This is a genomic window from Ureibacillus chungkukjangi, from assembly GCF_044795995.1.
Classification (GTDB): Bacteria; Bacillota; Bacilli; order Bacillales_A; family Planococcaceae; genus Ureibacillus; species Ureibacillus chungkukjangi.
Window position 1 is genome coordinate 701,911 of record NZ_CP085009.1, and the last position, 14,951, is coordinate 716,861.

14 protein-coding genes are annotated in these 14,951 nt (G+C 38.7%); 11 read left to right on the forward strand and 3 right to left on the reverse strand.

Features of this window, described 5'->3' with window-relative positions; all coding sequences use genetic code 11:
• Window positions 1-21: 21 nt before the first annotated feature.
• The gene (locus tag LG296_RS03665; RefSeq protein WP_107935977.1) at window positions 22-1,431 is read right to left on the reverse strand and encodes an MATE family efflux transporter; all 1,410 of its coding nucleotides are present in this window, start codon (window positions 1,429-1,431) and stop codon (window positions 22-24) included.
• Between the two features lie 332 nt (window positions 1,432-1,763).
• Between LG296_RS03665 and LG296_RS03670 the strand changes: the two genes are divergently transcribed.
• From LG296_RS03670 to LG296_RS03690, 5 genes are all read left to right on the forward strand, one after another.
• Window positions 1,764-2,267 (forward strand): hypothetical protein, encoded by a 504-nt coding sequence (locus LG296_RS03670; protein ID WP_146223187.1) that lies wholly within the window; start codon window positions 1,764-1,766, stop codon window positions 2,265-2,267.
• Window positions 2,264-3,739, forward strand: coding sequence for a YdiU family protein (locus LG296_RS03675; protein ID WP_404427961.1), 1,476 nt, complete (start codon window positions 2,264-2,266; stop codon window positions 3,737-3,739). Before LG296_RS03670 ends, LG296_RS03675 begins: the two co-directional genes overlap by 4 nt.
• A gap of 99 nt (window positions 3,740-3,838) precedes the next feature.
• On the forward strand, window positions 3,839-4,114 hold the full coding sequence (locus LG296_RS03680) for a DUF1292 domain-containing protein (RefSeq protein ID WP_107935971.1): 276 nt from the start codon (window positions 3,839-3,841) through the stop codon (window positions 4,112-4,114).
• 319 nt (window positions 4,115-4,433) lie between these two features.
• Window positions 4,434-4,793: a hypothetical protein gene (locus LG296_RS03685; RefSeq protein WP_107935969.1), complete on the forward strand. Its 360-nt coding sequence runs from the start codon at window positions 4,434-4,436 to the stop codon at window positions 4,791-4,793.
• 152 nt (window positions 4,794-4,945) lie between these two features.
• Window positions 4,946-5,440 carry a DUF2975 domain-containing protein gene (locus LG296_RS03690; protein ID WP_107935967.1) on the forward strand — a complete coding sequence of 165 codons (495 nt, stop codon included), beginning with the start codon at window positions 4,946-4,948 and terminating at the stop codon, window positions 5,438-5,440.
• A gap of 67 nt (window positions 5,441-5,507) precedes the next feature.
• On the opposite strand, the gene LG296_RS03695 is transcribed toward LG296_RS03690, so the two are convergent.
• Window positions 5,508-6,323 (reverse strand): ZIP family metal transporter, encoded by an 816-nt coding sequence (locus tag LG296_RS03695; protein ID WP_107935965.1) that lies wholly within the window; start codon window positions 6,321-6,323, stop codon window positions 5,508-5,510.
• A gap of 118 nt (window positions 6,324-6,441) precedes the next feature.
• Entirely contained in the window at window positions 6,442-6,912 is a 471-nt protein-coding gene (locus LG296_RS03700) for a staygreen family protein (RefSeq protein WP_181417928.1), read from the reverse strand.
• Between the two features lie 196 nt (window positions 6,913-7,108).
• Here LG296_RS03700 and LG296_RS03705 point away from each other — a divergent pair, with 196 nt between their 5' ends.
• The 6 genes from LG296_RS03705 (at window position 7,109) to LG296_RS03730 (ending at window position 14,871) form a co-directional block, all read left to right on the forward strand.
• Window positions 7,109-7,435 (forward strand): metal-sensitive transcriptional regulator, encoded by a 327-nt coding sequence (locus LG296_RS03705; protein WP_107935962.1) that lies wholly within the window; start codon window positions 7,109-7,111, stop codon window positions 7,433-7,435.
• Between the two features lie 62 nt (window positions 7,436-7,497).
• Window positions 7,498-7,704, forward strand: coding sequence for a copper chaperone CopZ (gene copZ, locus LG296_RS03710; RefSeq protein WP_107935960.1), 207 nt, complete (start codon window positions 7,498-7,500; stop codon window positions 7,702-7,704).
• 99 nt (window positions 7,705-7,803) lie between these two features.
• A complete protein-coding gene (locus tag LG296_RS03715; protein ID WP_107935958.1) occupies window positions 7,804-10,248 on the forward strand; it encodes a heavy metal translocating P-type ATPase in 2,445 nt (814 codons plus the stop codon).
• 203 nt (window positions 10,249-10,451) lie between these two features.
• Entirely contained in the window at window positions 10,452-11,108 is a 657-nt protein-coding gene (locus tag LG296_RS03720; protein ID WP_107935956.1) for a YdhK family protein, read from the forward strand.
• 369 nt (window positions 11,109-11,477) lie between these two features.
• Window positions 11,478-12,683, forward strand: a complete 1,206-nt coding sequence (locus LG296_RS03725) for a PLP-dependent aminotransferase family protein (RefSeq protein WP_107935954.1) — start codon at window positions 11,478-11,480, stop codon at window positions 12,681-12,683.
• Between the two features lie 190 nt (window positions 12,684-12,873).
• Window positions 12,874-14,871, forward strand: coding sequence for a penicillin-binding transpeptidase domain-containing protein (locus LG296_RS03730; RefSeq protein WP_107935952.1), 1,998 nt, complete (start codon window positions 12,874-12,876; stop codon window positions 14,869-14,871).
• The last annotated feature ends 80 nt before the right edge of the window (window positions 14,872-14,951 follow it).

A 14,951-nucleotide genomic window follows, 5' to 3' on the forward strand; every position in this document is an offset into this window, starting at 1 on the left:
GATCCATTTTTGTTTTGTAGACTATGGTAGAGCGGGTGTTTCTTTAAATTCAATTTCAATCTTATCCTCTTCAGGAGAAGGTGGAGAAACAAGCGCATGCTGCTCCCATTTACGGCTCTTCCATCTAAATAACATGACAATGGCACGTGTCCATTCATCTGCTGTGATTGCAAGCCACACGCCAACTAAGCCTAAATCAAATACGAAAACTAATAAATAGCCTAGTGGAACACTCATACATACCATTGACAAGAACCCAATTTTCACAGGGAATCTAGCATCTCCGGAAGCACGTAACGAGTTAATGACTGTAATATTAATCGTTCGACCTGTTTCTAAAAGAAGGCTTAATAATAATACAGAAACACCAAATTTAATGACCTCTGGATTATCAGTGAATAAGCCCATCAAAGGTACACGGAATATTGTTACAAGTGTTGCCACTACAGTGGTAACAATTAGTGCAGCCTTTACACTAAACCAAAGCTGTTTGTAAGCAGCATCTTTTTCGCCTGAGCCAACAAAGCGACCTGTGATTATCGAAGTTCCGATTCCGATTGCTAGAGCAAACAAATAAGTGAACATAGAGATGTTATTTGCATACTGTCTAGCAGCCAAGGCTTCTGCTCCTAGATATGTCACATAATATAAGAAGATAATTTGACATAGCTGATATAGGATTTGCTCAAGGGCACTTGGAATCCCAATTGCTAAGATTTTTTTCACATAGTCCTTGGAAAAGGTGATATAGTATTCGAATTTTATTTTTATCTCTAGTGCTTGATATAGTAGCCATAGGAAAACGAACATTGCAAGTAAACGGCTAACTACAGAAGAAATCGCAGCTCCTTGGACACCAAGCTCTGGTGCGCCAAAGTTCCCAAAAATTAATACATAGTTCGCGGCTACGTGGAATACATTCATTCCTAAAGAAACGTACATTGTTTGCTTCGTCCATCCGTGTACGCGGATGATTGCTGCTAGTGAATTAATGATGGCTTGAAGGAAAATTCCTCCACCTACAATGATTAAATAGCTTTGTGCATGCTCAAGCACTGCACCTTGTAAATTCATCATTTCCATTAATCGATTTGATGACAAAATAAAAACGACCGACATAACAAGTCCGACGCATAGGTTTAAAGTAACCGCTAGTGCTGAAATTTTAGCTGCTTCAAAATATCGACGTGAGCCAAGATACTGGGAGACAACAATCGCAGCACCATTTCCGACTACTTCTAAAATTAAAATAGCTATGTGTATATATTGATTGGCTGTACCTACCCCTGAAACCGCATCATCTGAGACGGCACTTAACATAAAGGTATCGGCAAGCCCCATTAACATAAATAAGAAAACTTCTAAAAAAATTGGCCAAGTCAAATGGAATAAACTGAGTTTTTCAACAGGTTTTTTAAGTGTTTCACTCATTCATTTTCCTCTTTCTTTTGATAGATCTGCCTAGAAAAACTTCAGTCCGATTATTTTGGTCGAATTGTATTTTTCTAACATCGAGCAATATCTTATCACATAGATGATAAAAAAAGTGAAAAATTATTATTTAATTTATGTAAACGTTTTATATGAGTAAAAGGTATCGTTTCTTAAGAGAAATAGAAAAATTACAAATTGCATATTGGTTGAAACCTCCATTTTTAATATACGTTTAAATCCTTAATAGGGAGGTTATTAGGTTGATTATATTCTTCTTTACAGGTGCTCTAATCCTTGTCTTTTTCCTATTATTCTTCCGGGAGGCAATAATGGGGAGTATTAATGAAAATAATAAATTTGTAAAAAGTATTCAAAGGGTTAGCTGGTTTCAAAAAAGTTATTTGGCTGGAATTATGTTACTTTTAGTGAATGCAGTTTTGTTTTTTGGAAGCTTGGGAATTCTAAATGCATTAATGATTTACTTTGGGCTTTATGTTCATTTCTTTGTAATGCTTGTAGCTGTAGTACTAAGTATAGGGTCATGGATTATTGTTAATAAAGCTTGGAATGGTTCAAATAGAGGGCGAATCGTTATTGCAGGTATCGGGAGCAGTTTTTATTTCGTTTTAACGATATTATTTGTCTATAGGTATATGAGTATTGAGCCATATTATCCAGGAGAGGATACTTTCATGAGGGCTCTTGGTTTAACGCTTGCAGGTATTACTACGGTCATTGCATGGATTACTTGCTTTGTGATCACAGGTTTTTCAAGTATGCATAAATCTAATGAAAAGTATAATTCAACAGCTGAGGTTAAAAATAGTCAATAAAAAGAGAAGAGGATACTATGGAATTTGGATGGAATTTTGATAATAGCTATGCCAGACTTTCGGACACCTTTTATGCAAGTGTTGGCTTGCATCCGGTGAGTAATCCGGAAATTGTAATATTTAATGAGCCACTAGCAAGAGAGCTGGGCTTAGAAAGTGCGGCACTTCAAGGGGAAGAAGGAGTGCAAATTCTAGCTGGAAATAAAGCACCAGAAGGGTCATTTCCAATGGCTCAAGCCTATGCGGGACATCAGTTTGGTCATTTTACCATGCTTGGAGATGGACGAGCAGTTCTGTATGGAGAGCAAATGACACCTGAGAACGAGCGTTTTGATATCCAGCTAAAGGGTGCAGGAAGAACACCATTTTCCCGTGGTGGAGATGGTCGGGCAGCACTTGGACCAATGCTTCGAGAATATATAATAAGTGAAGCCATGCATGGATTAGGGATTCCAACAACACGAAGCTTAGCCGTTGTTTCAACCGGTGAGAAAATTATGCGAGAAATGGATTTGCCAGGTGCGATTTTAACTCGGATTGCCTCAAGTCATATTCGTGTGGGGACATTCCAATTCGTTGCCAACTGGGGGTCTTACGAGGATCTGCAATCATTGGCGAGCTATACAATCATTCGCCATTATACAGATATCCCGAATAGTGACAATCAATATTTATATTTACTCCAAGAGGTTATTAAAAAACAAGCTGAGTTAATTGCGAAATGGCAGCTTGTAGGCTTCATTCACGGGGTTATGAATACAGATAATATGGCGATTAGCGGGGAATCCATCGACTTTGGCCCATGTGCATTCATGGATACCTATAACCCGGAAACAGTATTTAGCTCAATTGATAGACAGGGGCGTTATGCATATGGCAATCAACCGAAAATGGGCTTATGGAATTTAGCACGATTTGCTGAAACCCTTGTTCCACTACTTGACGATGATGAAGAAAAAGCCATCGAAATTGCACAAAGTCAAATCTCACAATATATGGACATGTTCGAGAAAAATTGGCTTGAAGGCATGCGCGCAAAATTAGGGTTGTTTAATGAAGAAGAGCAAGATAGAGAGCTAGCAGATGAATTGCTCAACATGATGCAAAAATATAGAGCAGATTACACAGATACATTCCGATCTTTAACAATAGGTAAACTTGAGAATTCACCGCTTCATGGCAAGGAAGAGTTCGATGGATGGCTTCAGAAATGGGAGCAAAGACGCGGAAGACAGGATCAATCCATTGAAGAATCGACGGAGTTAATGAAAAATAGTAATCCATCGGTGATTCCTCGTAACCATCTGGTGGAAGAGGCACTAAATGCAGCCGTAAATGATGGGGACTTAAGTGTGATGGAGCGCTTGTTATCGGCTCTTGAAGATCCATTTGATTATTCAGCAACCGAAGAAAAGTTTTGCTCATTGCCACCAAGCTCCAATCGCCCATATCGTACATTTTGTGGCACTTAAAGGTATAATAGCTGTGGGGTAGGGTATTGTTTAGCAAGGTTGAAGGACTTGACCCTACATTGGAAAAATTAAAGCAAGAAATCAAAGGAGGATACGCACATGGAAAAACACGAGGTTGGAGAAATCTTTACGATTACGGATGACAACGATGAGGAGCTAGAGGTAGAAGTCCTTGCTTCCATCAATCTTGAAGGAACAGAATACGTAGCAGTCGGTTTTGTAGAGGATATTCGAGAAGAAACAGAAGAAGACATCGATGTATTCTTCCTAAAAGTAGACGAAGATGATGACTTTAGCGCAATCGAAAGCGATGAAGAATTCGAAAAAGTATCTGCTGCCTTCGACGAAATCATGGACGAAGAAGAGGAAGCATAATAGTGTTGTCAAAGGCGTCTCCAATTTGGGTTGGAGGCGTTTTTTTATTTTGCGGAGAACTTCTTGGGGAGGGAAATGAAGGTGAAGTGGGGTGTGTGAAGCAGTTGATGTGCATCAGCAAGAGAGAATGAGCTCGTAATGCGTTTCATCGGAAGAATTAAATGCATCCTCAGGTGTTTTTAGCTCGAAAATTGTTTCATCAGATGAAATTTCAACAGCATTTCCCTAAAAAACTTCTAATGTAACTATTCAGATCTTAGTGCGTCTGCTTTAGTATAATGGATAAAATGACCATTTAACTCAAAGGGGAGAGAATTACATGAAGTTCTCGCTTTTAATCTATATCCCAATTGTGATTTTTATGCTATCTGGGTGTGCAGATAATAAGAACGAGCCAAAGCAAGTAACTGTTGAGAGCACTACTTCTTATCAGGCTCTACTGAATGTAAATGGGGATGAATACTTGGGAGGAAATAGTGTAGAGATGGAAACCTATCAAATCGAAAAGCAAATTGGTGAAGTTAAAATGAAGCTTTCTCCTGAGTTATATCCCTATAAAAGCTTCGAATCAAATTACTTGGAAGAAGGAACGAAACTTTATTCAGTAAAAAGCTACCCATATCATCTTCTAGCTGAAGTCAAACCGGGCGTTTATGAATTATTCAGTAAAAGTAAATAATATGTTTGGAGCATTTCTTGTCAGAGGAATGCTTTTTTTATTCGAAAATATAAAACAATAATTACATTCTATTTAACGTTAATTATTTATTGTGTTTCGATAAATGTTTTGTTAAAATAAATTCAATTATTATAAATTAGGAGAGGGCTTATATGTTACTTCAAAAACGCAGTTCCACAATTTTCTTGAAAGCGGTTCTTATTCTGATAGGCATAGTGGTACTAGCTGTGTGTCTATTTGGGCTGCCTGTTTTAGCTAGTAGAGATGCAGCGAAGCACCCAGATTCAGCTTACTTGAAATTTTTCTTTTTAGGATATGTGTATATATTATGCACTCCGATTTTTGGCGCATTATACCAAGCTTTAAAAATATTAAGCTATATTGATAAAAACGAAGCATTTTCCAATATTTCTGTTCGAGCATTACGCTTTATAAAGCGCTGTGCAATTACGATTGTAATTTTAATTTTAATTGGAATTATTACAGCTATTGTTTTATTCAATGGCAAAGAGGATATTACAGGTATTATCATGCTGGCATTATTAAGTATTTTCGCATCTTGTATAATTGCAACCTTTGCGGCCGTACTTCAAAGACTTTTACAAGAAGCTATCAATATAAAATCTGAAAATGATTTAGTGGTATGAGTTAAAAACATCGAAATAAAAAACGCTTGGGTATCCATAAAAATACCAAGCGTTTTTATGTTTTTCATCAACCCAATGACACATCTAAAATCATCATCAAGGTAAAGCCGATCATTAAAGTCATTACGGCTAAGTCTTTATTTCCTTCTTCCTGAGAGCTTGGAATAACCTCTTCGGCCACCACGAATATCATGGCACCTGCTGCAAATGCAAGGGCGAAGGGCAATAACGGTTCGATAAAGGCCACGGCCAGGAAACCGATAATTGCTGAAATGGGCTCCACCATTCCTGAAAACTGACCAAATAGAAAGCTTTTCTTCCTCGATAGCCCATCCCTTAGTAACGGCATTGAAACCGCAGCACCTTCAGGGATATTTTGAATACCAATTCCGATAGCTAAAGCCATGGCTCCTGCAAGGGATGCAGATGGTGAGCCGAGTGCAACGGCACCGAAAGAAACACCAATTGCCAGACCTTCAGGGATATTATGAAGTGTTATTGCTAGTACGAGCAAGGTGCTTCTCTTTCTCTTTTTCGGATGAATTCCCTCGGCACTGTTTAATGGTGCATTCGGGTGAAGGTGGGGAAGTAGCTTATCTATTAAGTAAATAAACTCTCCACCTAGTAAAAATCCAATGGCTACTGGAACCCATGCAGGTAAACTTCCTCCTTCAGCCATTTCTAAAGCGGGGGATAATAGAGACCAAAAGCTTGCGGCAATCATAACGCCACCTGCAAAGCCAAGCATACTATCCAAAAATTTCTGATTAAATGTTTTGGTTGTAAACACTAAAGCAGCACCTAATGCCGTCATTCCCCAAGTAAACAATGTGGCCAGTGTTACCTGAAGGAGTGGATCAAGCTCTAAAATAAAGTCCATCATGGCCCTAACCCCTTTGCATGCTTTCATACTAAATGTTTCCTTAGAGAAAATTTTAAGCGGAACAATCTGGAAAATCAATGGGAGGAATCAGAAACTAGACTATAAAACTAGTGAATCGTCAAATTTCATATTGAAACTGATTCAGATAGTGTTTTAGTGAACCAAAATTATAGATTTTCCTTAATTGTGGATTAGTAGACTCAAATAAAATATAAATGGGTGCATCAAGGAGTAATGGATAGCTGGATAAAAATAAACGATCTCCAAAAGCAATTCCATGAAGCGCATTCTTTGTTAGCTTTGTAAGATATTCGTATCTTTTTTGTGCTTCTTGCTCTGTAAAATTCTCAAGGGCTACATGAACTCTACCCACTAAACGATATTCCCAATCTGTTTGCCATTCTGCAATGAATCCATCATTCAACTTTTCATTAATCACATCATTGTTAAAATCCGTTCCAATATCCAAGATTAGCTGTCCATTATCATCTGAGTGGGTAAGGGTATATTTTCTACCCTTTAACGGCTCAATTGGACTTGCTGGTAAGATAAATCTCACTTTTAGCTTTTGGGGATTGAAATCTGTCATCATTTTGCCTCCTATATTAAACGTGCGAAAAAATTAATATCCTGACTAATATATGGTCAAATTACTTAGAAGGTTAGTAAATTGCTAAAGCAGTCATGTAAGATGAAAAGATGCATATATTAAATGGATTGAATTATCAAACGATAATTGACATACCCTATTGGGGTACCTTACAATTGTAATGAGAACGGAGTTGATGAAACTGGATAAAGTGAGTGAAGAATTGACGGATGCGCAAGAATGCCGAAAAAGTCACCATCCAGACCATATAAAGAAAGACTTAACAAATCGACTTAATCGAATTGAAGGTCAAATCCGTGGTATCAAAGGCATGGTTGAAAGAGATGTATATTGTGATGATATAATTACCCAGCTTTCTGCAACTCAATCAGCATTAAACAGTGTCGCCAAGGTTCTGTTACAGGGGCATATAAAGGGCTGTGTAGTTGATCGCATTACTGAAGGCGACGAAGCGGTTTTAGATGAGCTTTTGGTTACAATTCAAAAACTAATGAGAAAGTAAAACTTAATATTTTTTTATTAAAAATATACCCCTATATCGTATAGGAAAAGGAGAAATGAAAAATGGAAAACGTAACATTAAATGTTAAAGGTATGTCTTGTGGGCATTGCGTAAAAGCAGTAGAGGGAAGCGTTGGTGCATTAGCAGGCGTTGAGCAGGTGGATGTAAATCTAGAAGCTGGTAAAGTAAACGTTGCATATAATGATCAAAAGGTTTCTCTTTCTCAAATCAAAGAAGCGATTGATGATCAAGGCTACGATGTTGAATAATTGAACGAATTTCATTGGAGTGCTCATAAGTTAAGCACTCTCTTTTTAGCTTAAAAATATACCCCTAATTGGTATTGGTATAGAGGCAGGTGAAGCATAATGACGAACGAGCTTAAAGAAACAAGCTTGCAAATAACAGGAATGACCTGTGCGGCTTGCGCGACGCGAATAGAGAAGGGCTTAAACAAGCTCGACGGAGTAGAAGTAGCAAACGTCAATTTAGCTCTAGAAAAGTCTACGATAAAGTTCCACCCAGATAAGGTAAATGAACAGGAATTTGAAAAGAAAATCGAAGCATTAGGCTATGGTGTTGTGAAGGATAAAAGGGAATTTGCAATAACAGGAATGACCTGTGCAGCTTGTGCGACGCGAATTGAAAAAGGCCTGAATAAGATGGAGGGCGTAACGCTAGCAAATGTCAATTTGGCACTTGAAAATGCAGTAGTAGAATTTAACCCACATCAAGTGTCAATGTCAGATATTATAAGCCGAGTTGAAAAATTGGGCTACGGTGCACATTTTAAAGAAAATGAACAGAATGGGTTAGATTATCGTGAAGAAGCGATACGAAAACAGCAGAGAAAATTTATAATCTCTGCGATTCTTTCATTACCGCTTTTATGGACGATGGTTGGTCACTTTTCCTTTACCTCGTTTCTTTACGTACCTGATATTTTAATGAATCCATGGGTGCAAATGGCTCTTGCTACACCTGTTCAATTTATAATTGGCTGGCAGTTTTATGTTAGGGCCTTCAAGGCGTTGCGTGATCAAAGTGCTAATATGGATGTTCTTGTTGTTATGGGGACATCAGCTGCATATTTTTATAGCGTTTATCAAACCATCATTACAATTGGTGCCCATCACCATGCTCAGCTTTATTTTGAAACAAGTGCTGTATTAATTACACTTATATTGCTAGGTAAATTATTTGAAGCAAAAGCAAAAGGTCGTTCCTCTGAAGCCATTAAGAAACTAATGGGGCTACAGGCGAAAACGGCATTAGTTGTTCGAAATGGAATCGAAAAAGAGATCCCGATAGAGGAAGTTGTAGAGGGCGATACAATTTTAGTAAAGCCAGGAGAAAAAATTCCTGTCGATGGGGAGATTGTTGAAGGAAATACGGCAGTAGACGAGTCGATGCTGACGGGTGAAAGCTTACCGATCGATAAAGAAGCGGGTTCAATTGTATTTGGCTCTACCATCAATAAAAATGGTTTTATTAAAATACAGGCGACAAAAGTAGGCCGCGATACAGCGCTCTCGCAAATTATTAAAGTGGTTGAGGATGCGCAAGGCTCTAAAGCGCCAATCCAACGTTTAGCAGATAAAATATCTGGAATTTTCGTTCCCATTGTAATTGCGATTGCGATTATTACGTATATCATCTGGTTAGTTTTTATAACGCCGGGTGAATTTGGACCGGCACTTGAAAGTATGATAGCGGTACTTGTGATTGCTTGTCCTTGTGCACTTGGGCTTGCAACACCGACTTCTATTATGGCAGGCTCGGGTCGTGCTGCAGAATTAGGTATTCTTTTTAAAGGTGGAGAACACCTAGAACAAACTCATCATATCAATACGGTCGTTGTAGATAAAACAGGGACAGTAACAAATGGAAAGCCTGTGTTAACAGATGTGATTGTGGCGGATGGGATGAATGTTCGTGTGCTGCTTTCATTTATAGGCTCGGCTGAAAAGCAATCTGAGCATCCCCTTGCAGAGTCCATCATTAAAGGGATAGAACAGGAATGCATTAAACTGCGTGAAGTGCGTGATTTTGAAGCCTTACCGGGGTATGGTGTGAAAGCAACGGTCAATCAGCGGGCGATTTTGGTAGGCACTAAGAAATTAATGGATAAATACCAAATTGACATTTCACATGTATTAGGAACGATGGAAAAGCTTGAAGCAGAAGGTAAAACAGCTATGATTGCTAGTATTGATGGTGAATATGCTGGGATGGTTGCAGTAGCAGACACTATAAAAGATACTTCTCAACAAGCCATTGAACGGCTTCATGATATGGGAATAGAAGTAATTATGATGACAGGGGACAATGAGCGAACAGCCCATGCGATTGCAGAGCAAGTAGGCATTAAACGTGTTATTGCCGAGGTTTTACCTGAAGGAAAAGCAGATGAAGTAAAAAAACTGCAGGCATTAGGTAAAAAAGTCGCTATGGTCGGTGATGGAATAAATGACGCTCCAGCCCTGGCAGTTGCCGATATCGGAATGGCTATAGGAACAGGAACAGATGTAGCGATGGAAGCTGCAGATATTACGCTGATTCGAGGAGATTTAAATAGCATAGCTGATGCAATAATTATGAGTCATAAAACGATGACCAACATTAGACAAAACCTATTTTGGGCATTTGGTTATAACTCATTGGGCATTCCAATTGCAGCAGCTGGCCTCCTAGCACCATGGCTAGCAGGCGCCGCCATGGCATTCAGCTCCGTATCCGTCGTCCTAAACGCATTACGCCTACAAAAAGTTGAACTAAATCATAAATCCATCAAAAACCGAGTTGCTAACTGAGCAGCTCGGTTTTTAGGTTTGAATTGTTTGTGTACCGGGTACAGAAACAATTCAGAATAGTACGAGTGCCAGGTACACAAACAATTCTCGAACAATTTTGTTTGTTCGTAAAGTCTTACCATTTTTGTGAATAGAATTCGGTGGAAAGTTCAATCCTTTAGTTAGTGGAAAGTCTTGAGATGAGAATTTAGGAGGATTATGAAATGGATAGTAAATTGCTATTAGTTACGATGACGCTGCTTTCGGTTTTACTTTTATCAGCTTGTGGTTGGGGAGATAAAGAGGAAGAAGAGCCTGCCGAAGCTGGAGCCGATATTACAAATAATCTTGATGGGTCAGATAAGCTGTCTGGTGAGGAAGAAACTGAAGCTATCGAGGAAACAGCTCTATCCCTTGAGGATATAACAGCAGGCTTAAAGGAATCCGAAAACCCCAAATTCCCAGTTGGAAGTAATGCTGTTGTAAATGCAAGTCATACTGATGGCATGGAGGGCGCCATGGCAACTATTAAAGCTGCATATGATACAACGGTATATTCGGTTTCCTATACCCCTACAAATGGAGATCCATTTGAAGAAAATCATAAATGGTTTGTAGAGGGAGAGATTACACCGGTTGGAAATCAGGAATTGGTTCAAGATGCAGATGTCATTATCCATGTTAACCATATTGATGGCATGTTAGGGGCAGAAGGAGCGATTGACACTGTCGAAGAAACAACTGTTTATGTTGTAGATTACACGAATGCTCTTGGTGAAACTGTTACAGATCACCTATGGCTAAAGGAAAGTGAGCTTGAAACTGAAGAAGAGTCTGATTATGATACTGATTCAGACGATGGAAATTCAGATTCCCAATAAAAAGTGATGAGCCCAGTTCAAATATGAGCTGGGCTTTTTTTAACGGACGAAGTTGATAGCGTTGCCAGAGAAAAAGGAAACAAAAAAACTAAATCCCCAATAATCAAAGCTGACAAATTCACGTCATTTGCCTAAAAATCAAAAATTAGCATTTTTCCTTCATTACTGTACGCAAAGGAAGGGAGTTCGAGCAAATTTTTAGATTTTGAATTGGAGAATTTAACTATTTATTAAATTAGATAAAAATTTATTTTGTAATTTTTAAAATAGTCTGATAAAATCGTGTAACACTGATTCATTTTAAATCTAAAGCTCGGTTATTAGTTGGTTTAAACGGCTCAGCGACTATCTAAAAAAGAGGGAATTACTATGAAGTACTCTGATAAAATCCAAAAAACTCCATCATCATTTATCCGAAATATTTTAAAGGTGACTGATGCACCTGACGTCATTTCGTTTGCTGGAGGATTACCAAATCCAATCTCTTTTCCAATTGAAGAATTACAAAGCTCGATCAATCATGCCATCGCAGAAAATGGGGCAAAATTATTTCAATACTCAACGACAGAAGGTTATTTACCTTTACGACAATATATTGCAGACAAATATAAAAAAGATTACGGACTAGACTTCGATCCTCAAGATATTTTAATCACTACGGGCTCTCAGCAAGCCTTACAGCTGATTTCACAAGTTCTCCTCAATAAAGGGGAAGGCATTGTTATGGAGGAACCGGGTTATTTAGGGGCTATTCAAGCATTCTCTTTGGCTGAGCCCGAATTTTACTCGGTAACCCTAGAAGAGGATGGCTTAAACGCTGAACAGCTTGAGCAAACACTTGCTAATAATGACAATATTAAATTTATCTATACGGTGCCAAACTTCCACAACCCAACAGGGATTACCTATTCACGAGAAAAACGTGAAGAACTCTATGAAGTGGTAAAGAAATATGATGTGGTATTAATCGAGGATGACCCTTATGGTGAATTGCGTTGGAATGGCGAGAAATTGCCTTATATTGGTGCAGGAAGGTTAGAAAATTCCGTTCTTCTTGGTTCGTTCTCAAAAATTGTGACACCAGGTATGCGACTTGGTTTCGTGATAACGAAAAATAAGGAGCTAATGCATCATATCAATACAGTCAAACAAGCAACAGACTTACACACAAATATTTTCTCGCAAATGATTATTCATGATTACCTAACAAGTAATGATTTACAATCTCATGTAAGTAAAATTATAAACCTATATGAAACACAGGCTAACGCCATGTTAAATGCAATCGCTAAATACTTCCCATCCACAGTGAAGTATACAAAGCCAGATGGGGGCATGTTTATTTGGGTAACGTTAGAAGAAGGAACGTCAGCTCTTGAATTCTTCGATAAAGCGATGGAGGAAAAGGTAGCCTTCGTACCTGGTGACCCATTCTATACGGATAAAACGCATGTCAATACTCTACGCTTAAACTATACCAACTCTTCACCAGAAATCATTGAAGAGGGGATTAAACGATTAGGAAAAATCCTATATTCCCTATCAGCTCAAGAGGCAGATAGGGTAGCAAACTAAAAAGAAAAGCAAGGCAATTCAGAGAGTGGTATATCTGGATTGCCTTTTTCATTGCTTCCTTGTAGAAAATAAAGTTATTAAATTTTGTAATTGAGTCACTCTAAAAGAAACTCAATTCTTTTTTATTATGGCCATACTGATCTATACTATTAATACATAATAAGGGAAACTGGAAAAGGGGGAGGTTCATATGAAGAAAAAAACGATAATAATAATTGCTGCTGTTGCGGTTTTGTTGGTAGCTGTGGGTTCGGTATTTGGCTTTCAGCAATGGAATGAAGCGAAAATCCAAGAAAGAAAAGAATTGGCTGCAAAGGAATGGGTCACAGCGTTAAAGGAGCAGGGCTTTGATAAAATTGCGGAGCTTGTGACTGCAGAATCCTTAGAAAAAGCTGGCTATACAAAGGAATCCATCGTAGAGAAATACAAGGCTATTTTCGGTGGTATTGGCGTTTCTAATATGGAGATTGACTATGAAATCGATGAAGAAGACACATTGGAATATATCGCTACCTTTGATACGGTTTTAGGAACGATATCAGATATCCATTATAAAACGAAGCTGGTTGAAAGTGGCGAGGAATATAAAGTGAGCTGGACTGCAGAGCTAATTTTCCCTAGCATGCTTTCAGACGATAAAATTCGCTATACAGTAGATGAAGCAAGTCGAGGCGAAATCGTGGATCGAAATGGTACAGAATTAGCATTGAATACAATTACTTATCAGGCTGGGGTAGTTCCAAAGGATTTAGGTGAAGGGGAAGCAAGAACAACCAAGCTTGACAATATTGCAAAGCAGCTCGGGATTACAGTTGAATTTATCGAAGGGCAATTGGGACAGGGCTGGGTACAGGACGAGCATTTTGTTCCTTTAAAAACATTGCCTTACGGAGCAGACACACCAAAAATTGAGGGTGTTCAGTATCAGCAAGTAGGCACTCGCGCTTACCCATTACGTGAGGCTGCTGCTCATTTAACGGGCTATGTTGGTGAAGTGAATGCAGAGGATATCGAGAAGGATCCAACCTTACAAGCTGGAGATGTGATTGGTCGTACTGGATTAGAGCTTGCCTTTGAGAAGGAATTACGCGGACAAAATGGTGGAGAAATCTATATAGAAACAGCAAATGGGGATAGAAGAGCGACCATTCAAAAGATTGAAAAGCAGGACGGAAAAACAATCGAAGTAACCATTGATGCAAACCTACAGCAAACCGCTTTTGATGCACTCGAAAACGCGGCAGGTTCTACTGTTGTAATGGAGCCTAAAACAGGAAATTTACTTGCTCTCGTAAGTAAACCATCGTATAACCCAAATCAATTTGTTGTAGGAATTTCACAAAGTCAGTATGATGCCTACAGTAATGATGAAGATAAACCCTTCATTAGCCGAATTACGACGCGTTACGCACCAGGTTCAACCTTCAAGCCGATTACTGCTGCCATTGGACTCGAATCGGGCGCTACAACTGTAGATGAGGTCCATCAGATCGCAGGCTTACAATGGCAAAAGGACGATACTTGGGGGAATTATCGAATTTCACGGGTGTCAGAAACGGCAAGTGTAAATTTAAGAACGGCTCTAGTAAAGTCCGATAATATTTATTTCGCCCAGGAAGCTTTAGAAATGGGAGAGGAGACTTTCACAGAGGGCTTAAATAAGCTTACCTTTGGAGAAAATTATGGCTTACCATTAACGATGGAGCCAGCCCAAATTTCAAATGATGAAACGTTCGGTTCAGAGATTTTATTGGCAGATACGTCTTATGGGCAGGGGCAGTTATTAATGTCACCGATACAAATGGCGACAACTTTTTCGCTTCTTGCTAATGAAGGCGTACTAACATATCCAAAGCTTATAACCGATTCAGAAACTAAAACCAAGGAAGTATTTAAAAAAGAAACTATCGATACGCTTAAACCGATGTTAGTAGAAGTGGTTACTTCGACTGAAGGGACAGCACATGACCTAAATGGTGTAGGCGATATTGCTGCTAAAACAGGAACAGCTGAGTTAAAGAAAGCTCAAGGAGAACGTGGAGTAGAAAATAGCTTGGTTACTGTTTTTGATGCGAATGATTCAGGATACTTAGCCGTTTCCGTTGTGGAAGACCATCGTAAGGTTGGAAAAACAGCAACAGAGCTAATTAAACCAGTTATACAGTATCTTGAACTGTTAACTCAATAAAAGAACGCAAAATGGCTGTTCAAAGTCTAGTAGAGGACTTTTGAACAGCCATTTTAAATATTTATTTTAGACTTCAAACT